The sequence below is a fragment of the Leclercia sp. W6 genome, from assembly GCF_003336345.1.
In the GTDB taxonomy this organism is placed as follows: domain Bacteria; phylum Pseudomonadota; class Gammaproteobacteria; order Enterobacterales; family Enterobacteriaceae; genus Enterobacter.
Genome location: NZ_CP031104.1, coordinates 4557475 through 4578623, shown reverse-complemented (window position 1 = coordinate 4578623; position 21149 = coordinate 4557475). Strand labels below are relative to the sequence as shown.

The 21149-nt window shown below is 56.6% G+C and carries 20 protein-coding genes; 7 read left to right on the top strand and 13 right to left on the bottom strand.

Translation table 11 applies throughout. The features are described from left to right. Window positions 1-22: 22 nt before the first annotated feature. The 7 genes from DVA43_RS22560 to DVA43_RS22530 all read right to left on the bottom strand — a co-directional run bounded on the left by DVA43_RS22560 (window position 23) and on the right by DVA43_RS22530 (window position 5423). Window positions 23-1210 (bottom strand): NAD(P)/FAD-dependent oxidoreductase, encoded by a 1188-nt coding sequence (locus DVA43_RS22560; protein WP_114316836.1) that lies wholly within the window; start codon window positions 1208-1210, stop codon window positions 23-25. Beyond that, window positions 1207-2133, bottom strand: coding sequence for a VOC family protein (locus tag DVA43_RS22555; protein WP_114316835.1), 927 nt, complete (start codon window positions 2131-2133; stop codon window positions 1207-1209). Before DVA43_RS22555 ends, DVA43_RS22560 begins: the two co-directional genes overlap by 4 nt. A gap of 78 nt (window positions 2134-2211) precedes the next feature. Next, a complete protein-coding gene (locus DVA43_RS22550; RefSeq protein WP_114316834.1) occupies window positions 2212-3000 on the bottom strand; it encodes an IclR family transcriptional regulator in 789 nt (262 codons plus the stop codon). 12 nt (window positions 3001-3012) lie between these two features. Continuing rightward, window positions 3013-3762: an SDR family oxidoreductase gene (locus DVA43_RS22545; protein ID WP_114316833.1), complete on the bottom strand. Its 750-nt coding sequence runs from the start codon at window positions 3760-3762 to the stop codon at window positions 3013-3015. Next, window positions 3762-4784 carry an aromatic ring-hydroxylating dioxygenase subunit alpha gene (locus DVA43_RS22540; protein ID WP_114316832.1) on the bottom strand — a complete coding sequence of 341 codons (1023 nt, stop codon included), beginning with the start codon at window positions 4782-4784 and terminating at the stop codon, window positions 3762-3764. Before DVA43_RS22540 ends, DVA43_RS22545 begins: the two co-directional genes overlap by 1 nt. A gap of 10 nt (window positions 4785-4794) precedes the next feature. Next, window positions 4795-5103, bottom strand: coding sequence for a recombinase-like helix-turn-helix domain-containing protein (locus DVA43_RS22535; protein WP_103822804.1), 309 nt, complete (start codon window positions 5101-5103; stop codon window positions 4795-4797). Beyond that, window positions 5100-5423 (bottom strand): non-heme iron oxygenase ferredoxin subunit, encoded by a 324-nt coding sequence (locus DVA43_RS22530; protein ID WP_114316831.1) that lies wholly within the window; start codon window positions 5421-5423, stop codon window positions 5100-5102. The genes DVA43_RS22535 and DVA43_RS22530 overlap by 4 nt, the downstream gene beginning before the upstream one ends. Before the next feature lie 414 nt (window positions 5424-5837). On the opposite strand from DVA43_RS22530, the gene DVA43_RS22525 reads away from it, so the two are divergent. Then, the gene (locus DVA43_RS22525) at window positions 5838-7049 is read left to right on the top strand and encodes an MFS transporter (protein WP_114316830.1); all 1212 of its coding nucleotides are present in this window, start codon (window positions 5838-5840) and stop codon (window positions 7047-7049) included. A gap of 3 nt (window positions 7050-7052) precedes the next feature. Here the strand turns inward: DVA43_RS22525 and speB are convergent, their stop codons facing one another. The 4 genes from speB to DVA43_RS22505 all read right to left on the bottom strand — a co-directional run bounded on the left by speB (window position 7053) and on the right by DVA43_RS22505 (window position 11452). Beyond that, window positions 7053-7973, bottom strand: a complete 921-nt coding sequence (gene speB / locus DVA43_RS22520) for an agmatinase (protein ID WP_058608614.1) — start codon at window positions 7971-7973, stop codon at window positions 7053-7055. A gap of 151 nt (window positions 7974-8124) precedes the next feature. Beyond that, complete coding sequence (locus DVA43_RS22515; protein WP_168194676.1) at window positions 8125-8940, bottom strand: sugar phosphate isomerase/epimerase; 816 nt, start codon at window positions 8938-8940, stop codon at window positions 8125-8127. A gap of 36 nt (window positions 8941-8976) precedes the next feature. Beyond that, window positions 8977-10260: an ABC transporter substrate-binding protein gene (locus DVA43_RS22510; protein WP_103176912.1), complete on the bottom strand. Its 1284-nt coding sequence runs from the start codon at window positions 10258-10260 to the stop codon at window positions 8977-8979. A 13-nt stretch (window positions 10261-10273) separates the two neighbouring features. Next, window positions 10274-11452: an oligogalacturonate lyase family protein gene (locus DVA43_RS22505; protein ID WP_114316828.1), complete on the bottom strand. Its 1179-nt coding sequence runs from the start codon at window positions 11450-11452 to the stop codon at window positions 10274-10276. Window positions 11453-11614: 162 nt separating this feature from the next. Between DVA43_RS22505 and DVA43_RS22500 the strand changes: the two genes are divergently transcribed. Then, window positions 11615-13189, top strand: a complete 1575-nt coding sequence (locus tag DVA43_RS22500) for a hypothetical protein (RefSeq protein ID WP_114316827.1) — start codon at window positions 11615-11617, stop codon at window positions 13187-13189. A gap of 220 nt (window positions 13190-13409) precedes the next feature. Here the strand turns inward: DVA43_RS22500 and speA are convergent, their stop codons facing one another. Together speA and yqgB are read right to left on the bottom strand one after the other, a co-directional pair. Next, the gene (gene speA / locus DVA43_RS22495; RefSeq protein ID WP_114316826.1) at window positions 13410-15386 is read right to left on the bottom strand and encodes a biosynthetic arginine decarboxylase; all 1977 of its coding nucleotides are present in this window, start codon (window positions 15384-15386) and stop codon (window positions 13410-13412) included. 8 nt (window positions 15387-15394) lie between these two features. Further along, window positions 15395-15526: an acid stress response protein YqgB gene (yqgB, locus tag DVA43_RS22490; protein WP_139156299.1), complete on the bottom strand. Its 132-nt coding sequence runs from the start codon at window positions 15524-15526 to the stop codon at window positions 15395-15397. Between the two features lie 659 nt (window positions 15527-16185). Between yqgB and metK the strand changes: the two genes are divergently transcribed. The 5 genes from metK (at window position 16186) to rsmE (ending at window position 21133) form a co-directional block, all read left to right on the top strand. Beyond that, entirely contained in the window at window positions 16186-17340 is a 1155-nt protein-coding gene (gene metK, locus DVA43_RS22475) for a methionine adenosyltransferase (RefSeq protein ID WP_103822810.1), read from the top strand. A 208-nt stretch (window positions 17341-17548) separates the two neighbouring features. Next, entirely contained in the window at window positions 17549-18946 is a 1398-nt protein-coding gene (locus DVA43_RS22470) for a sugar porter family MFS transporter (RefSeq protein ID WP_103176918.1), read from the top strand. A 71-nt stretch (window positions 18947-19017) separates the two neighbouring features. Further along, a complete protein-coding gene (locus DVA43_RS22465; RefSeq protein WP_114316825.1) occupies window positions 19018-19515 on the top strand; it encodes a SprT family zinc-dependent metalloprotease in 498 nt (165 codons plus the stop codon). A 94-nt stretch (window positions 19516-19609) separates the two neighbouring features. Next, window positions 19610-20317, top strand: coding sequence for a deoxyribonuclease I (endA, locus tag DVA43_RS22460; protein WP_103176920.1), 708 nt, complete (start codon window positions 19610-19612; stop codon window positions 20315-20317). A gap of 84 nt (window positions 20318-20401) precedes the next feature. Beyond that, window positions 20402-21133, top strand: a complete 732-nt coding sequence (gene rsmE / locus DVA43_RS22455) for a 16S rRNA (uracil(1498)-N(3))-methyltransferase (RefSeq protein WP_114316824.1) — start codon at window positions 20402-20404, stop codon at window positions 21131-21133. Window positions 21134-21149: the final 16 nt, after the last annotated feature.

Genomic DNA, 21149 nt, shown 5'->3' with positions numbered 1-21149 from the left:
TCCCCCTACGGGTGCGGGTTAGCTATCGCAATGACATCAGTGAAAAGGTCGGGTCGCTGAGCGGTACGTCTGACAGATCCCTTCCCGCCGCCATCCAGCGCTTCGCCAGCTTGACGGTGCGCGCATCGTTAAACGCCACCAGCTGCGTCAGCCGCCCGTTCGCGTCGAGCGAGAAGAACAGCGAATCGTCCCGCACTATCGTGCTGCTGCCCGGCTGCGGAATACCGAGGATCTGAATGTTGTGCTGGTATTGATCTGACCAGAGCCACGGCGCGTCGTCGTAACCTGGCGCATCGGGGTTGAGCATCGCTTTCGCCGTCGCCACCGCCTGATTTTGGGCAAAGGCCCAGGACTGGATGCACAGGCCGTAGTGATGATGCTGGGCCACATCCCCGGCGGCAAAGATGAACGGATCTGCGGTGCGTCCCTGGGCATCCACCACGATCCCGCGTTCGGTTTTAAGCCCGGCGTTGCGCGCCAGCTCCAGGTTGAGATCGACGCCGATCCCCACCACCACCGCATCAAAGGTTTCACGCTGGCCGTCGCAGTGGATGACCGGCAGACCGTTATCGTCTTCCAGCTCCAGTGCGACGCAGCCGGTACGGATCGCCACACCCTGCTCGCGATGAATTGTTGCTAAGCGCTGCGACACCTCGCCGCTCACCGAGCGCATGCAGAGTGCGGACTGCTGCTCGAACAGGGTGACCGCTACACCGCTTTTGCGCGCGGAGGCGGCAATCTCCAGGCCGATCCAGCCCCCGCCGATAATCGCCAGTGTTTTACTTTCCGCCAGACGGCTTTTCAGGCGCTGCGCGTCCTGCCAGTGGCGCAGGGTGTAGACCTGCGGGTGCGCCGCCCACGCCTCACCCGGCAGGCGCGCCCGCCCTCCGGTAGCCAGTAAAAGCATGTTGTAACTAAGATGCTCGCCGTTGCTCAAAACAACCGCTTTCGCTTCACGGTCAATGGAGTCAGCCCGCAACGGACGATACCAGGTCAGGTTCAGCGCCTGCTGCGCCTCTTCGGAAAAGAGTCGCGGAAGCGCCGCCTCTGGTTGCAAAAGAGAGGCTTTCGACAGCGGTGGCCGTTCATAGAAATCCCACTCTTCTTCCGCCACCACGCAAATCTCACCGTCGAAACCCTCATCGCGCAGGGTTTTCGCCGCCCAGCCCCCCGCCTGGCCGCCACCGATAATGACAATGCGCGACGTCATACCGCCTCCGTTTTTTTCTGCTGACGGCGCGTGTCGTGGTCGATGCCGCCTTCCACCGCCCATTCGGTAAAGGAGACCAGCGAGTGCTCCAGCTCGCGCGGCTGCCAGTTTTCGGTCAGGTAGTCGTCGTTGGTGTAGTACTCAAACGCGCCGCCGGTCGGGCTGTTGACGTACCAGAAGTAGGCCGACGAGACCGGATGGCGGCCCGGCCCGATAAAGGTGCTCCATTCATTTTTATTCATCGCGATACCGCCGCCGATCACCTCGTGGATATCGCGCACGGTAAAGGCCACGTGGTTCAGGCCACGCTTACGGTTCGGCAATTGCAGCAGGAACAGGTTGTGATGCCCCCCACGCACGCCGCAGCGCAGGAACACGGCGCGGTTGATGTAGCGGTCAGAGACCTGGAAACCGAGCACCTCGCGGTAGAATTTCTCCACCGCCGCCAGCTCCTCCACAAAGAAGACCACGTGGCCAACGTTGATGGGCTGGGCGCGGTCGTAAACCGGGCTGGGGGTGTCAATCCGGCGGGCATCACCCCACTGGTTAATCGGCTCCACGTTCAGCTCCACGTCAGTCTGCTGGCTGACCTGCACGCGCAGGGTCATGCCGTTCGGGTCAAGACACTCCAGGGCATCACCCACCTCGCGGAAGCCGGGCTGCCCGGCAAGCTTCGGGCGCAGCGCGTCCAGATCGTTCTGGGTCGCCACCCCCCAGGTCATGCGGCGCAGGGTGTTACCCGTTTCAAACGCCGGGGGCAGATCGGGGCTGTCGATCGGGTTAAGCTCCACGCGCGCGCCGCTCAGGGTGGTAAAACGCTGGCCGCTGGCATCGCCCGTCAGGCCAAAATCACGCATAAATTTGGCGCAGTGCGTCAGGTTCTCAACGCCAAATTCCAGCTTTTCAATTCCGGTTACACTCATCGTTCGTTGCCTCATCTGGCCCAAATTGGGCGTAAAACATGCCCGACGCAATGAAGCGCCTGACGTTAACTCACTGATTTAACTGGCCTGTGATAAATACCCTAAGAAGCCAGAAATTTTATCCGCCGCCAGACGAACGTCGTTTTGCAGACGTTCGCGGTCGGTTTGCGGGATCTCTTCCGCCGGCACCAGGATGCTGACCACCGCCGCCACGCGTCCGCTTCGGTCATACACCGGGTAGACGATGGAGGAGATGCCGTGGCGGAAGAAGGATTCGCCGATCACATACCCACGGGCTTTGTCCTGCTGCACCATCTGCCACAGGGCTTCGCGGTCATGAAGCTGCCCCGGCGTGTTGCCCGGCAGGCGCTCGTGCGGGAACAGCTGTTCAAAATCGGCGCGGGAAATATCGGTCAACAGCATGCGGCCGAGCGAGGTGCAGTGCACCGGCAGGCGGGTGCCGATACTGACCTGATTGATGCGCGACCCGGCGGCGCTGACGCGGGCGATGTAGATGATGTCGCGCCCGTCGCGGATCGCCAGATGGCTACTGCACTGGCTGACGTCGCGCAGCTGTTCGATAACCGGCTGGCCGACCTGGGCCACATCCAGCGAGGCGATGTATTCAAAGCCCAGACGCAGCACGTTCATGCCCAGCGAGAAGGTATTGGTGCGTGTGTTGCGCTCCAGAAACCCCATATACTCAAGCGTCTGTACCACGCGGTAGGCGGTAGCCTTCGGCATATCCACCAGCCGGTGCAGCTCGGCAAAGGTCAGATCGCGATGCTGCTCGCCGAAGGCCAACAGCAGCTGTAAACCGCGCTCCAGCCCCGGCACCAGATACTTCACTTCCTGATCGTTTGCCATAATCGCCAACCCTTAGTTAAAGACAAAACCGCCGTTGACCGGGATAAGCTGCCCGGTGATGAACCGCGACAGATCGCTTAACAGCCAGACCACGCTGCCGGTGACATCTTCCGGCTGCTGCGCCCCCGTTAACGCCCGACCATTTTCATAGAGCTGATGCCGTTCGGCGGGCACATATTCCGTCGCCTCAACGCGGGTTAATCCCGGCGCGATGGCGTTAATACGAATACGCTTTTCACCCAGCTCCCGCGCCATTGAGCGGGTCATGGCAATCACGGCCCCCTTACTGGCGACGTAGGCCATCAGGCGCGGCGCGCCCCACAGGGCGGTATCGGAGGCCACGTTGACAATCCCCGCACCTTCGCGCAGCAGCGGCACGGCGGCGCGGGTGACCAGCCAGGTGCCTTTGACATTGACACTCATCACCCGATCCCAGAGATCCGGATCGTAATCGAGCATGTTTTTGCCGCCGACACCGGTCGCCATCGCCGCGTTGTTCACCAGGCCGTCAATCTGCCCCTGCTCGCCAATGGCGCTGAACACCTGTTCGATGGAATGGGGATCGGCGAGATCGATAACGTGCGATTCGATCGCATAACCCTGTTCGCTCAGTCCGTGGGCGCTTTCAGCCAGCTCGCCTTTCAGGATGTCGCACATCACCACCGCCGCCCCCTGCTCCACGCAGGCTCTGGCGAAGTGGTAGCCCAGCCCGCGCGCGGCACCGGTTACAACGATGCGTTTTCCGCTCAACAGCCCGTTCATCAGGCGGCTCCCTGCTGCGCGTCGCGCATCGCCAGCTGCTCTTTCGCAGCTTTTTGCATCATGCGGCGCAAGCGGGAGAGGCCGACGTCATGCTGGTAGAGGTATTCATGGTCGCGGGCGTTTGGCGCCATGCTTTCCAGCACCACGCGATCCTGCTCCAGCACTTCCCAGTGCAGTTTTTCCAGACGGTTACGATACATAAAGCGCCACATATCGCGCTGCCAGCCCTGCACGCGGCGGATGCGCCAGAAGAAGACGCGGCAGTTGTCGTTATCTTCCGGCACTACCATACCGACGATAAAGAAGTGACCGCCCGGTCCGAAACGCTTCCTGTAAGGAATGGAGAGGCGCATCCAGCAGGTGCCGCTGTTGCCCAGCTCCACCCAGTCGAAGTTGACGCCGCTCTGCCCTTTTTTCTCAAAGATGAAGCCGGTTTTGGTCGGCTGGAGCACCATGTCGGCCTTGCGGTCCCCTTCCGCCATCGAGTGCGAGGAGGAGTGCAGATAGGTGCCGTGCATCGGGTCCATCACGTTTTCCAGCGCATACTGGTAATTGCATTTCCACCCGGCGGTGCAGAGGAAGTTGCTGAAATTTTCCGTGTCGGCGAGTTCATCCGGGAAGGTCAGTTCGTCCGGCTGCTGATCGGCGGTGACGCCGAACCACAGGAAGATGGCGCCGTGCGCCTCCTGCACGTTATAGCTGCGTACGCACTGCTGGCCGACCAGCGGACATTTGTCCACCGCAGGCACATCTTTCACCTCTCCGTTGCCCGCCACTTCCACGCCGTGATACCAGCAGGCGATACGGTCCCCGAGATTCCAGCCCATCGACAGGCGCGCGCCGCGGTGCGGACAGCGGTCCTCCAGCGCCTGGACCTGACCATCTTTGTTGCGCCAGACCACAATCTGCTCCCCCAGGCGGGTAATGCCCACCGGCGCAGACTGCACTTCCCAGCTCGCCAGGACCGGATACCAGAGGCCGCGCAGACCCTTATCGAGATAGTTTTGTACGGTAGTCGTCATCGCGTTGTCCTCAGTAGCCGTTAACCTGTAAGAATGCCTGGAAGCTGGCGTCGCTCCACGGCTCGCCCTGCTGATCGTGCATCCGCACCGCGTTCAGCCCCTTCACCAGCTCCGGTAAGGTTTCAATGCCCTGTTCGAAGAGATCTTCCAGCGTCGCAATCAGCTTCACTTCCCAGCTTTCCGGCTCGCGGCTGCGGGTCTGCCAGATCAGATTCTGATATTCGCCCGGCTTATGAATGGCGCCGTTACCGCCCTCGGCTGGCGGGGTAAACTGGCGGCTTTCGGGCAGTGCCGGGTTGAAATTCAGGGTGTCGCTCATGCCACGGTCTCCTCGACGAAGGTAATCTGGATTTGATTTTCAATGACCCGAACCGGGTAGCGGTTGAGGTTGCGACCACCGGGGCCATGCAGACACTGGCCGGTTTTGACGTCAAACACCGCCTCATGCAGCGGGCACTCCACTTTGCCATCTTCCACGAAGCCCTGGCTCAGCAAGGCATACGCGTGCGGGCATACGTCTTCCAGCGCGTAATATTCACCGTCAATCAAATAAACGCCGATCTCTTTGCCTTCGACGTTGCCGCTAAAAGGGAAATCTTCCTGTACTTGTTCTGCGTCACATACGCCTATCCAGCTCATCGCGATCCTCCAGGCTTTTGTTTCATATATGAAACTCTGTTTCTTATTTAATACGGTCAATATAAAAGCGATGAATGTTTCGTCAAGCGCTAATGTGACGAATTTGTTAACCGAAAGGTAATTAATTAACTAAGTGTGCAAAGGATCACGAAAAAATGCAGCGATATGAAATTTTCATTATTACGGCGTGAATGAATACGATTTACCGATGAGGTTAAATTTAAATAAATAAATATTGACTTCTTTTACTTTTGTTACCTAAAAATAAAACAACTGAAAAGCTCAGTGTTTCACCTGTGAAACAGCCTTAAATTTTATTCTGTATAAACAATGAGTTTCACAGGTTAACCATTTTAGCTCCGTGACAATCACGCAAATAAAAATAAAATTACACGCATGTATAAGGCAGGCATTATGACGGCAAGATGGCAAGGCACAATTGCATTGTTATTACTCATTATTATTTCCTACGTGGACCGGGTGAATATCTCGGTGATGATTTTAAACCCAGAATTTGCCGAGCATTTTCGGTTGAATGAAAACAGAATGTTACAGGGAATGTTAATGACCTGCTTTCTGCTGGGTTATGGGTTTTCCGCTTTATTATTAACTGCTGTTATTGAAAGCAAACTTCATTATCGGCAGGGGTTGTTAAGCAGCATTGCGATCTGGGCTCTGGTCTGCGCTGTTTCGCCATTGCTGGGCTCGCTAATGGGGATGCTTATCGCCCGCCTGGTGCTGGGCATTGCCGAAGGTCCGCTCTTTTCCCTGAAAACGCGCTTTATCAGCGATAACTTCAGCGCAGAAGAGATAGGCAAACCCAACGCCGTCACTGCGCTGGGCGTCTCGCTCGGGCTGGCGGTGGGCTTTCCGCTCGTCACCTGGCTGATAGCACATCTGGGCTGGGCGGGTTCGTTCTATGCGCTGGCGGCAATCAATCTGCTGCTGGGTGGCGGGTTAATCTGGCGCTTCCTGCCCGCACCGCGCGGTGCGGTGCAGAAGAAAAAATCGGGATTTGTCGAAACCTTTACTCTCGCCTGGCAAACGCCGCTGCTGGGCTGGATTTTACTGGTTGAAATCGCCACCCTGAGCTACCTCTGGGGAAGCAGTGCCTGGCTGCCCGCGTGGTTGCGGGATGAACACCATTTCTCCCTTCACGCGACGGGCTGGCTTGCGGCGATCCCCTTCCTGCTGAGCCTGGGTTCAAAGTTCCTGGGTGGTGTACTGCTCGATAAAATGCGCCCGGACCAGGCTCCGGTACTCTTTGTTGTGGGCGGCGCGTTGACCGCGTTGTCAGTGGTCGCCCTGATGCTCAGCCATCAGCCGGTATGGCTGGCGCTGTTTATGCTTTCCGCCAATATCTTCTGGGGGCTTCAGGGGGCCGCCATTCCTGCCGTGATCCAGCATCACGCCGCGCGGGAAGCGGTGGGCAGTGCCTACGGGATCATTAATGGGATTGGCAATATCTGCGCGGCGTTTATTCCGCTGCTGATGGGGATGGTGATGAAATCGGTCGGGTCGGTCAGCTCCGGTTTTTCGGTGCTGGTGGTGTCGCAGGTTATCACCCTGCTGGCCGGGGGAATGTTGCTGCTGCGCATGCGTCGCGCAGCAGCAATCAGTGCCTAAGGCTTACTCGCCTTTTTTCGCCGCCTGGATGTAGAGCATCTCCAGCGCCAGGGTCGCTGCGGCCAGCGCAGTGATCTCGGACTGGTCATAGGCAGGGGCCACTTCAACGACGTCCATACCGACGATGTTCAGATCCTTCAGGCCGCGCACCAGTTTGATGGCGCGGTCTGAGGTCAGGCCGCCAATTACCGGGGTGCCGGTGCCTGGGGCAAAGGCTGGATCCAGGCAGTCGATGTCGAAGGTCAGGTAGACCGGCATATCACCGACGATCTGCTTAACCTGGGCGATGATGTCATCCACGCCGCGATCGTTCACCTGGCAGGCGTCCAGCACGGTGAAGCCGTTGTCTTTGTCGAATTCGGTACGGATGCCGATCTGCACGGAGTGGTTCGGATCGATCAGACCTTCCTTCGGCGCGGTGAAGAACATGGTGCCGTGGTCAAATTCACAGCCGTTCGCGTAGGTGTCGGTATGCGCATCGAAATGCACCAGCGCCATCTTACCGAAGTGCTTCGCGTGGGCGCGCAGCAGTGGCAGCGTCACGAAGTGGTCACCACCGAAGGAGAGCATGCGCTTGCCGGCAGCCAGCAGTTTTTCTGCGTGCGCCTGCAGTTTTTCACTCATTTCACGTGCGTCACCGAAGGCATATACCAGGTCACCGCAGTCCACGACGTTCAGGCGCTCGCGCATGTCGAAGTTCCACGGGAAGCGGTTATGCTCCCAGGCGAGGTTGGTGGAAACCTGACGAATGGCCGCCGGGCCATGACGGCCACCGGCACGACCGGACGTCGCCATATCAAATGGTACGCCGGTGATCACCCAGTCCGCATCGCTGTCGTAAGGCTGGAAGTTCATCGGAAGGCGTAGAAAACCAAAGGCATTGGAAACTAACGAGTTGTCGTACTGGTGACCTAAGGTGCTCATGGCAAAAACCTCATATTCGTCGCTATAAAAAAACCCTCCCGCGTCGTTAGCCCGACGAGGAAGGGTTAGATTGGAAAAAGGCAATAAAAAGAATTATCGCCGTTAATCTGCGCAGGTTCAAGTCAGGAAAAATGATCCCCCACTTCACCCCTTATAAGCGACGCAACCGATCGATCAGCGGACCGGCCTCTTCAATCAGCGTTGCCGTTGACGGCTGGCACAGACACTCCAGCGAAACCGCACCCTGATAGTTGGCCGCTTTTAGCGCCAGATAAATGTCGTCAATCGGCAAATGGCCATACCCCGGAAATGCCCGGTTAGAGTCGGCAAAATGCACATGTCGCAGCCGGGAGCCCAGCAAGGCTATCGCGTCGGTGAAATCGCGATCCTCAATATTGGCATGGAAAATATCCCATAACACGCCGACATTTTCCGGTGCGTCGCAGAAGCTCATAAACGCCATCATATCCGCCGCGCTGTGCAGATGCGCGATTTCATAGCGATTGAGGGCTTCAAGGACCAGCGTCACGCCGCACCGCTTCGCCTGCTCCACGCACGGCGCCATCGCCTCCGCCAGCGCATGCATATACTCGGTTTTACTCAGCACCCTGTCCGTTGCGCGCAATGAGCCTATGGTGACATGGCTCGACAGCTGCGCGGCGGCGTCAATATGTTCCGCCAGGCGCCGTTGAGTACGCAAAACCACCGCCCTGTCGCTGGAAAGTAAAGAGAGGCCATCGCGCTTGCGGGCCTGGCCCGTGGCAATAGTGGTACACCCCAGCCGGTAGTCATCCAGCCGCTTTTTCAGCCATGAGACCTCCATGCCTTCATAATCATTGATGCACAGTTCGGCGGCGTCGAAGCCGCTTTGCGCCAGCCACGCCAGTCCCTGTTCAAAGTCCTGCGGGGTAAAAGGCGAAAAAAGCGTTTCATAACGGCAGGTTAGCGTTGCGCTAAAGGTAATCATATCCTTCCCCATCATCTGTGAACCGGTATCGTCGGGTTAGCGCATTGCTCTGCCCAGGATGCGTTCGGCATTACGGGAGAAGCTTTTCGCCGCCTGCTCTACCGTAAGGGTGCCCTGGTCGATATTTTCAATGGTATTGTGCCAAAGCTCGACAAACTGCGGGTTATCGAAATAGGGCGAGGTGGGGATGTTATGGGGCAGTGCCAGAGAGGCGTTGATCCCAGCCACGGTAATATTGTCCTTTTGAATCACTCCCTCTGCTTCCAGCTGCTGCGCGGCCTTTTTACTCAGCGGCGTGCCGCGCTCCAGCCCCATCGCTTTGACGCCCTGCGGATCGTTCATTAAAAAATCGATCAGCTTCGCCGCCTCTTGTGGGTGCTTCGTCGATTTCCCCACGCTGAACATCATTGTCGGCTTGAAGAATAATCCGGCATCTTTCGCCCCCGGCAGCATAAAGAACGGCCCCAGCTCCAGCTTGTTATAGGGCGCGGTCAGGTTGTTTTCATACATCACGGCATTGGTGTTCCACATATAGATGCCGCCCCATTTTCCCTGGATCCAGGGCTTCATCTCCCAGGTATTACTTTTGCCGTAAGAGGAGAGTACCCGCATGGAAGGGAAGACGTGGCTGTCGACAAGATCTTTATACAGCTGGAAGAACTCCACCCACTGCTGCGGGGTATAGTTGAACTTGCCCGTTTTCTCATTAATCGCCGGAATCGCGTATTTCTGCACCATCCAGGACTGTACCAGCGTCAACGACTCCATATAGTCGAGTACCAGCGGATATTTCTCTTTGTCTTTTGCCTGAAACGCTTTCCCGGCCGCCATCAGCTCCGGCCAGCTCTGCGGATAGCTGACGCCCATCTCCTGCCATAATTTCTTGTTGTAGTAGAAGCTGCGTGCCGTCACCGCCACCGGAATGCCGTTCAGCTTGCCGTTGACCGTGGTGGTGCTCAGGGACTGAGGGTCATATTGCCCGAGGTCGAGCACCGCTTTCTGGCTGTAGAGATCATAAAAGCCGTTGCCGTCCCGGGAAAAGATAGGCAGCCAGTTCCAGTTGGTCTGAATGACATCCGGCTCGTTGCCGCCCGCAATCTGTACGGTCAGGCGCGAGAGGTATCCCTCCCAACCGGCGTATTCGGCCTTCACCTTGATATCAGGGTATTTTTGCTCAAATAGCTTAATGGCGTTTAAGGTCGCCTGATGGCGGCTGTTACCTCCCCACCAGGAGATACGGATTTCCGCCGCCTGCGCCGCCGCGAGGCAGGAGCAGGCAAGCAATAATGAGGCGCTCAGGCAAGCGTTACGTTTCTTCATCGTTTGCTCCTTATTAAGCCTTAATGTTTTGCAAAACCTCAGGCGGGATCTCGGCCAGATAGAGCGCCGGTTTACCGTCTTTATCCGTGCTGAACAGCACCGCTTTTTCGTCGGGCGTAAACGAGGGGTGCGGATGCGTCACCTGGCGATCGCCGTCCAGCACCTGCCAGGAGGAGCTGTGACGGGCGATTTTGTAGGCTTGCTTTTTCCGCAAATCAAATAACCACAGGTAGGGATCGCTGGTATCGCCATAGCCGGAGTTATCGGCGATATCAATGGGCACGCCGGAACCGTCGCCTACGGCAAGGGAGCCATCTTCGTTACTCATGACGTGGGAACAGGGGGGCATCGCCATCAGGCGTTCGTCCTGGCCGCTCTGGCCATCAATACGGCATAAATAGCGCACAGGGCTGTTTTTCACATAGGTGACGTACATCAACGCCGAGCCATCCGGCACCCAGAATTCATGGGTATAGCTTTCGCCGGGAGCGGGCTGTCTGGCTTTACGAATATTGCTGCCATCTTCGTCCATCAGCCACATACGGGCATCGACCCGATCCAAAGGCCCCTCGTGGCAGAAGGCCACGGTGTTGTCATCAAAGGGTCGATAAATCGGATGCCCCAGCCACTGATTCTCCTCCAGCAGCGTAGTTCTCTCCCCTGTATGCAGATCGATGCGGATAACCCGACAGCGCGGCTGCTCGGCCCAGAAGGTCTGGAAGACGGTCCAGTCGCTAATTGGCCGCCAGCTGTCGCGATGGATCTCCACGCCGACAAGCTTATTGCAGGCGCTGTTCGCCACCCAGGTGCCATATCCCACCCACTCTTCCGGCACTTGATAAACGATCTCTTCCTGCAGCGTCGACAGATTTACCCGCATTAAATTGCGTTCGCTTTTGACATAATAGAGCGAAGTTTCATCCGGTGATAAAAAGCCGCCAAAGGTATTATCGCCCGCGCCTTCCGTTAATTGCGTTGCTACACCCGTCGCCAGATCCAGCAAATAATAGTTGCGGTTAACATCGAACTCACCGGCAAAAATTAATTTCCTGCCACCATCAATAAAACATTTCTGGTAAAAGTAATTACGATGACAAATAACATCAACAGGCGTGAAGCGGGTAACTTTAGCGCCGGTATCCTCATCGATATAATGTTCAAAATGTAATTGTACCTTCATACCTTTCGCCATGGGAACTCCTCCTGTCAGGGCATAACAATCTGGCCTGCAGATGACACACGTTTTTAGCGCATTCGAGCAGGCTCACACTTTTTTTCTTACGCCAGCAGCGGCGTTTGATCTTTGCGGGGATCGCATCTAGCATGCGTTTTTTATCGCTGCGGAATGCGTTTAATGAATACAACGACGCCTTACCTGTTAATGGAATTTAATTCACCTGAAATATGGCGCTGGGCTTTTATTGAAAAAGCGGTACGACTGGCCACAGGCTATGGTTTTCAGGGCATTATTATTCACCAGCAGTCATTATTAGCGCGTCTGGCTCCGCCTTCACCGCATTGTAAAGGCACCGATTTAATTAATCTCACCATCGCCCAGGAAAATGCCATTATTTATTTACGCAAAGTGGGCGACTATGTTCAACGTCATAATTTGCAGCTTTGGTTACAGGGAGAAGCCACCCCTAATAGCCAGGAATTAAAGTCAAAATTCCCGGAGTTTTTTCTTTCTGAAAATAACGAATCCCACTTTATTCACGCTTTTTTTCAGAACGTCATTCCGCACATTCTCGCTGCGTTGCCCACCGTTCGCGGTCTGCGCCTGTCGTTATCCACGCCTGACGTCAGCACCGAAAACTGGATTAGCGCATTAAAGGCGTTATATAAGGGCATCCGGCAACTGGGACGCCAGCTTATTTTACGCGATTACCAGGACAAAACCTGGCCCCGGCATATGCTGCGGGAAGCGCTGGAGGCCCTGCCCGGCGACGTTCGCGCCTCGGTTAAAGCAACCGAACTCGATTACCGTCCCGGCTTTGCCGGTAATCCCAATCTGCTCAACATTCGCCACAACCAGAAATGGCTGGAGCTGGATCTCTGGGGGCTGGAATATGGCTGGACGCTGCTGCCCTGTTATCTGCTTGACGAGATCCAGCAGCGCCTTAGCTGGCTTAATCAGCTCGACAGTACGCCAGAGGCCATCACCGTACGCGTCGACTGGGAGTGGCTGCCCGACCTGACGCTGGAAGATTCCGTTAACGAGCTTAATTTGTCCGGCCTCTCCCGGCTGATCCACGAGCCAGAGGTTGCCCCCCGTCAACTGATCGCTCCCTGGCTACAGCAACGCGCCCGCGCTCCTCTCACCTTGCCAACCCTTAACGCCATCAGCGATATTCTCGTCGCCAGCCACGAATGGAGCTGTAAAACGCCTACCCTACTGGGGCGGGTGCTGCAATCACACAGCCGCCCCCCGGAAGATTTAGACCAGACCCTGCATCTGCTTCATCTTGATACCCGCGGCGCCAGCTGGACCCAGTCTTTTCAACCGCTGATGCCGAGCGACGATCCGGAGCTGGGCCACCAGCAGCGTCAGCTTATCGAGCTTGAGGACCAGCGCAGCCGCTTCCTGGCCGACTATATGTACAGCCGGGCATCTAATCTCCTGCCTGATAGCATGCTCACCGACGAAGCCCGGCATATACTCCTTTCCGGGGTAACCCGGGCGGTGAAATATAGCCATATCTACAGCGCGTTCACCCGGGCGCTGACGCTGAAACTGTGGCTGCGCAAATATGGCGAGCAAGCGGATGTCAGGGCGGAATTCACCGCGGCGCTGGCGCACTTTACGCATCAGAATCGCGAGCTTGAAACGTGGCTGCTTCAGCACGGCTCACAACATCCCTCCTCCTTTGCCACACTGCTCAATCCGCCACGCATCGCGGCGTTGATAGCAAGCCTGGCTCACGACTAAGCGATAGTGAAAGCATGGTGGCACAGGGGCGGGAAGTAAATCCGTCAGGCAAAAGGAAAAGAGCGGTTAGCGCAATCAGCGGTAGAAAAAGTGAGACCGATCACGACCAGGGGAAATTTCAGGTGATCTAACTCACATTTGAGCGGCAGGATTTTGTGATCGCCATCGACTGGCTGGGGCAGGAAAAGCCCGGCGACGCAAACGTCGCCGGGCACTGTCATTACTCGTCTTCCAGATAGGTGTAACCGTACAGACCGGCTTCAAACTCTTCCAGGAACTGTCTCTGCAACGTATCGTCCAGGTCGGTCTTTTTCACCTGATCGCGGAACTGGGTCAGCAGTTTGTTCGGATCGAGCTGCACGTACTGCAGCATGTCCGCCACGGTGTCGCCCTCGTCAGAGAGCTCCACTTCCACATTGCCGTCAGGGAAGACAAACACGTCAACCGCTTCGGTGTCCCCGAACAGGTTGTGCATGTTGCCCAGGATCTCCTGATAGGCCCCGACCATAAAGAAGCCCAGCATAGGTGGATTCTCCGGATCGTACTCCGGCATTGGCATGGTGGTGGCGATACCGTCACCGTCAATGTAGTGATCGATCGCGCCGTCGGAGTCACAGGTGATATCCAGCAGCACCGCGCGGCGCTCAGGCACCTGGTTCAGCCCTTCCAGCGGCAGGACCGGGAACAGCTGATCGATACCCCACGCGTCCGGCATCGACTGGAACAGCGAGAAGTTGACGTACATTTTGTCCGCCATACGCTCCTGCAGCTCGTCGATGATCGGACGGTGCGCACGGTTGCTCGGGTCGAGCTGCTTCTGCACTTCATGGCACATGTTCAGATAGAGCTGCTCTGCCCAGGCGCGCTCCTGCAGGCTGTATGTACCGGATGAATAGCCGATATGAATATCGTGCAGGTCCATCTGGCTGTCGTGCAGCCACTCGCGCAGGGAACGGCGGGTGCCCGGTTCGTGCATCTCCTGCCAGGTTTCCCACATGCTCTGCAGGGCGCGTGGCGCGTCGTCAGCAGGCGGTGTGGCTTCGGTGTATTCGTTGCGCTCAACGCCGATAATGTTGGAGACCAGCACCGTATGGTGCGCGGTCACCGCACGCCCGGACTCGGTGATCACCGTCGGGTGTGGCAGGCCGTGCTCTTCGCAGGCATCGCCGATAGCCCAGATGATGTTGTTCGCGTATTCGTTCAGACCGTAGTTCACGGAGCAGTCAGACTTGGAGCGAGTACCCTCGTAGTCCACGCCCAGGCCGCCGCCCACGTCGAAGCACTGGATATTCACGCCCAGCTTATGCAGCTCGACGTAGAAACGGGCCGACTCGCGCACGCCGGTGGCGATATCGCGGATGTTGGCCATCTGGGAGCCGAGGTGGAAGTGCAGCAGTTGGATGCTGTCCAGACGACCACGCTCGCGCATGATTTCCACCAGCTGCAGAACCTGGTTCGCCGCGAGGCCGAATTTGGATTTCTCACCGCCGGAGGACTGCCACTTGCCGGAGCCCTGAGAGGCCAGACGCGCACGTACGCCCAGGCGCGGCACTACGTTCAGACGCTCGGCCTCTTCCAGCACAATGTTAATCTCAGACATCTTCTCGATGACCAGATAGACCTTGTGGCCCATCTTCTCACCGATCAGCGCCAGACGAATGTATTCACGGTCTTTATAACCGTTACAGACGATCACCGAGCGGGTCATGCCAGCATGGGCCAGCACCGCCATCAGCTCTGCTTTGGAACCGGCTTCCAGACCCAGCGGTTCGCCGGAGTGGATCAGGGATTCAATAACGCGACGATGCTGGTTTACCTTGATCGGATAGACCAGGAAGTAGTCGCCGTTATAGCCGTAGGATTCACGCGCGCGCTTAAAGGCGGCGTTAATGGAGCGCAGACGGTGTTGCAGGATCTGCGGGAAGCAGAACAGAGCGGGCAGACGCTGGCCCTGCGCTTCGCGTGCTTTTACCAGTTTGGCGAGATCGACGCGCGCTTCCGGTACGTCAGGATCCGGGCAAACGCTGATGTGGCCCAGCTCGTTGACGTCGTAGTAGTTGTTACCCCACCACGCAATATTGTATGTGCGCAGCATCTTGCTGGCTTCCTGGGAGCTCATCGCAACCTCCTGCATAGAACGTAGTACACCCTGTTCGCCCGCTGACGAAGGCGAAAACGAAGACATGTCGTCAGACATAGCGAACCTCAACTCTTACTATTAAGTGTAAAACAGTTGACTACTATCGCAGCGTCAATCTGCGATAACAACCCATTATCCGACCGGTTTTCCAGCACAGAATGCTGAAAGCCGGGCCGTGCGACCGGTTTCTTATTCATATCATTGTAAAACACGTATCCGAACTCTGTATGACAAGGTCCGGCGAAACCACGAGAAAACTCTTGTATTAACAAGAGCGCCCTTGTTCAGTCTTCACAAAGCGTAGTGCCTGCCCGGGAATCCTGAGAAGCGCCGAGATGGGTATAACATCGGCAGGTTTGCAGATTAGAAATGCGAATGGCGGGGAACACGTTCCGGCCTGAAAGGCAGAACTGAATTAGCGGAAAACGACGGTTCATTATCTCGTATCACCTCCACGCAAGCCTGATAAAACTCGCGACAAGTTAAAGCTAAAAGTTCACTGCTTTACCCGGCTGGAAGTGGCGACACGAAGAAACGTCGTGTGCTTTTTTGTATGAGCCGCGCGCCGCGTTTTATACCGACAAGACACGGAAAATGCAAAATATAAATGCGGGCAATGACGCACCGTCAGCAAAAATTTCCAGCAGGGTTTTCAGGGGCGTGTGGATACCTTCAAAAAAAGCTGGAAATCGGGCGAAGAAGTGACCTAAAATAGCCGTCCAGATGTTAATCCATCCATACCGATTAACACTCAGACTGCCAGTGTCACCATCTGCAAGTCCTGGTGGAAAAACCTGCCACGGCTATCCCACACGACAGTTTGAGCTAAACAAATTCTCCTTAGGTAAAATAAAACATGGCAAAACACCTGTTTACGTCCGAGTCTGTATCAGAAGGACATCCTGATAAAATTGCTGACCAAATCTCCGATGCCGTGCTGGATGCGATCCTCGAGCAGGATCCAAAGGCGCGCGTAGCGTGTGAAACCTATGTCAAAACCGGCATGGTGATGGTGGGCGGTGAAATCACGACCAGTGCATGGGTTGATATCGAAGAGATCACCCGTAACACCGTACGTGAAATCGGCTATGTACATTCTGATATGGGCTTTGATGCCAACTCTTGCGCCGTACTGAGCGCCATTGGCAAACAGTCCCCTGACATCAACCAGGGCGTTGACCGTGCCGATCCGCTGGAACAGGGTGCGGGCGACCAGGGCCTGATGTTTGGCTACGCTACCAACGAAACCGACGTGCTGATGCCAGCGCCAATCACCTATGCGCACCGTCTGGTGCAGCGTCAGGCTGAAGTGCGTAAAAACGGTACCCTGCCGTGGCTGCGTCCGGATGCGAAAAGCCAGGTCACCTTCCAGTACGACGACGGCAAAATTGTCGGTATCGACGCGGTGGTTCTCTCTACTCAGCACGCTGAAGATATCGAGCAGAAATCCCTGCAGGAAGCGGTGATGGAAGAGATCATCAAGCCGGTTCTGCCGACCGAGTGGCTGAATGCCTCAACAAAATACTTCATCAACCCAACGGGCCGCTTTGTTATCGGTGGACCAATGGGCGACTGCGGCCTGACCGGACGTAAGATCATCGTTGATACCTACGGCGGCATGGCGCGTCACGGTGGCGGCGCATTCTCCGGTAAGGATCCGTCTAAAGTTGACCGTTCCGCAGCCTACGCAGCACGTTATGTTGCCAAGAACATCGTGGCTGCTGGTCTGGCTGACCGCTGTGAGATCCAGGTCTCCTACGCCATCGGCGTGGCGGAACCGACCTCCATCATGGTTGAAACCTTTGGTACCGAAAAAGTGCCATCTGAGCAGCTGACCTTGCTGGTGCGCGAGTTCTTCGACCTGCGTCCATACGGTCTGATTCAGATGCTGGATCTGCTGCACCCAATCTACAAAGAAACCGCTGCTTACGGTCACTTTGGTCGCGAACATTTCCCGTGGGAAAAAACCGACAAAGCCGCCCTGCTGCGTGAAGCTGCCGGTCTGAAATAATCGACTGACCGCTTACTGAAAAAGCCAGCCTCGTGCTGGCTTTTTGTTTTTTATGCCCCTGAATGCCCCGCCTGAAATCGCTTACATCGCGATAAAAACGCAGCCCTTTCGGAATACTCTCTTTGTCTGTCCCGCCCCTCTCACATACTTTTACAGCATCCCATTCAAAACTTTACATTCATAAAACAAAAAACCAACTGGAGGCTTCATGCCTGATAATAAAAAACAGGGACGGACGTCCAACAAGACGATGACATTCTTCGTCTGCTTCCTCGCAGCACTGGCAGGTTTACTTTTCGGCCTCGATATCGGCGTGATTGCCGGCGCCCTGCCGTTCATTACTGACGAATTCCAGATCGATTCCCATACCCAGGAGTGGGTGGTCAGCTCGATGATGTTTGGTGCGGCAGTCGGTGCAGTCGGCAGCGGCTGGCTCTCCTTCAAACTCGGGCGTAAAAAGAGCCTGATGATTGGCGCGATTCTGTTTGTCGCCGGTTCGCTCTTCTCTGCCGCGGCGCCTAACGTGGAAGTGCTGATTGCTTCACGTGTGCTGCTGGGCCTGGCGGTGGGTGTGGCCTCTTATACCGCGCCGCTGTATCTGTCTGAGATTGCACCGGAGAAAATCCGCGGCAGCATGATCTCCATGTATCAGCTGATGATTACTATCGGTATTCTCGGCGCCTATCTTTCTGACACCGCCTTCAGCTACAGTGGCGCATGGCGCTGGATGCTGGGTGTGATCATTATCCCGGCGGTGCTGCTGCTGATTGGTGTCTTCTTCCTGCCTGACAGCCCACGCTGGTTTGCGGCCAAACGGCGCTTTAACGATGCGGAGCGCGTCCTGCTGCGCCTGCGCGATACCAGCGCGGAAGCGAAGCGTGAGCTGGAAGAGATCCGCGAAAGCCTGCAGGTAAAACAGAGCGGCTGGGCTTTGTTTAAAGAGAACAGCAACTTCCGTCGGGCGGTGTTCCTTGGCGTGCTGCTGCAGATCATGCAGCAGTTCACCGGGATGAACGTCATTATGTATTACGCACCAAAAATCTTTGAGTTGGCAGGTTACAGCAACACCACTCAGCAGATGTGGGGCACCGTTATTGTCGGCCTGACCAACGTGCTGGCGACCTTTATCGCCATCGGTCTGGTGGATCGCTGGGGTCGTAAACCGACGCTGACGCTGGGCTTCCTGGTCATGGCGGCGGGTATGGGCGTGCTGGGTACGATGCTGCATGTGGGTATTGACTCCACCGCGATGCAGTACGTAGCCGTCGGGATGCTGCTGATGTTTATCGTCGGTTTTGCGATGAGCGCGGGCCCGCTGATCTGGGTACTCTGTTCTGAGATCCAGCCCCTGAAAGGCCGCGACTTCGGTATTACTTGCTCCACCGCCACCAACTGGATCGCCAACATGATTGTCGGCGCAACCTTCCTGACCATGCTCGATACGCTGGGTAATGCCAACACCTTCTGGGTGTACGGCGGTCTGAACCTGCTGTTTATCGTGCTGACGCTGTGGCTGGTTCCTGAAACGAAACATGTTTCGCTGGAACATATCGAACGCAACCTGATGAAAGGTCGCCCCCTGCGCGAAATTGGCTCCCACGATTGATCCATCCGGCTTCCTCCCCTGCGGAGGAAGCCGCTTGCACCGCCTCGCCGCAGGCTCTATGCTCTGCTCCTATGAAAACACCCCGTCTCCCTATTGCGCTTCAGCAAGCCGCTATGCGCAGCCTGCGCGATAAACTGGCCCAGGCCAACCTGAAACTCGACCGGAACTACCCTGAACCTAAGCTGGTGTGGCAGCAGCGCGGCACCGCAGCAGGCACCGCCTGGCTGGACGCGTACGAGATCCGCCTTAACCCCGTGTTAATGCTGGAAAACCAGCAGGCGTTTATTGACGAGGTGGTGCCGCATGAACTGGCGCATCTGCTGGTATGGAAGCACTTTGGCCGCGTGGCGCCGCACGGCAAAGAGTGGAAATGGATGATGGAAGCCGTGCTGGGCGTACCGGCTCGCCGAACCCACCAGTTCGAGCTTGATTCCGTTCGGCGCAATACGTTCCCCTATCGCTGCCCCTGTCAGCAGCACCAGCTTACGGTGCGTCGCCATAACCGGGTGGTGCGCGGAGAAGCGACCTACCGCTGCGTAAAGTGCGGTGAATCCCTTATCGCTGAGTAAGCGGCAGAACAATCAGGAACATTCCTGATCTACCTGATTGCATACAGGAACAACTTTCGTTACGTTGCGGGCTCGTTTTGACACGGAGTTCACGATGTCCCGTAATTTCTCTCTCGCGGTCGCGTTTCTGACGACGGCGTTCTCAGGCCATGCGCTGGCCGAAGGTATCCACAGTTTCTCTCAGGCAAAAGCCGCAGGCGTAAAGGTCAATGCTGACGTACCGGGCGATTTTTACTGTGGCTGCAAAATTAACTGGCAGGGCAAAAAAGGGGTCGTGGATCTACAGTCCTGCGGCTACAAAGTGCGTAAAAATGAGAACCGCGCCAGCCGTATCGAATGGGAACATGTGGTCCCGGCCTGGCAGTTCGGCCACCAGCGTCAGTGCTGGCAGGATGGCGGGCGTAAAAACTGCGCCAAAGACCCAATCTATCGCCAGATAGAGAGCGATATGCATAACCTGCAACCCGCCGTGGGCGAGGTAAATGGCGATCGCGGCAACTTTATGTATAGCCAGTGGAACGGCGGCGAAGGCCAGTATGGCCAGTGCGCCATGAAGGTCGATTTCAAGGAGAAACTTGCCGAGCCGCCTGCCCGCGCCCGCGGCAGCATCGCCCGCATCTACTTCTACATGCGCGACAGGTATCACCTCAACCTCTCCCGCCAGCAGACCCAGCTCTTCAACGCCTGGGATAAACTCTATCCGGTCACGGCCTGGGAGTGCATACGAGACGAGCGCATCGCCAAAGTACAGGGGAATCACAACCCTTACGTCCAGCGCGCTTGCCAGGCGCAAAAGAGCTAACCTACACTAGCGGCAACTGTTTCTTAGCGTCCCCCTCTCCCCTGTGGGATGAGGGGGACTCAGCTCTTGATGGATTTCTTAACTATGCGTGTTCCCCGTATTTATCACCCAGAACCGATTGCCGCTGACAGCGAAATCGCCCTCTCTGAAGAGGCCGCCAACCACGTTGGCCGCGTGCTGCGCATGGGTGCAGGCCAGGCGATTCAACTGTTTGATGGTTCAAATCAGGTTTTTGACGCCGAAATTATCCGCGCCGATAAAAAAAGCGTGCAGGTCAGCGTCCTGCGTGGCGACATCGACGATCGTGAATCACCGCTGCATATCCATTTAGGCCAGGTGATGTCGCGCGGCGAAAAAATGGAATTCACCATCCAGAAATCGATCGAACTGGGTGTAAGCCTCATTACGCCACTTTTTTCTGAGCGCTGCGGGGTTAAACTGGATGCTGAACGTCTGAATAAGAAGCTCCAGCAGTGGCAAAAAATCGCCATTGCCGCCTGTGAGCAGTGTGGCCGCAACCGCGTCCCGGAGATCCGTCCGGCTATGGATCTTGAAGCCTGGTGCGCGGAAGAGGAGCAGGGTCTGAAGCTTAACCTTCATCCCCGCGCCAGCGCCAGCATCAACACCCTGCCGCTGCCGGTTGAGCGCGTGCGCTTGTTGATCGGTCCGGAAGGCGGCCTGTCGGCGGATGAGATCGCCATGACCGCACGCTACCAGTTTACTGATATTCTGTTGGGACCCCGCGTTCTGCGTACTGAGACCACCGCGCTAACCGCCATCACTGCCCTGCAGGTGCGTTTTGGCGATTTAGGTTGAAGCATTAACGGAGAAG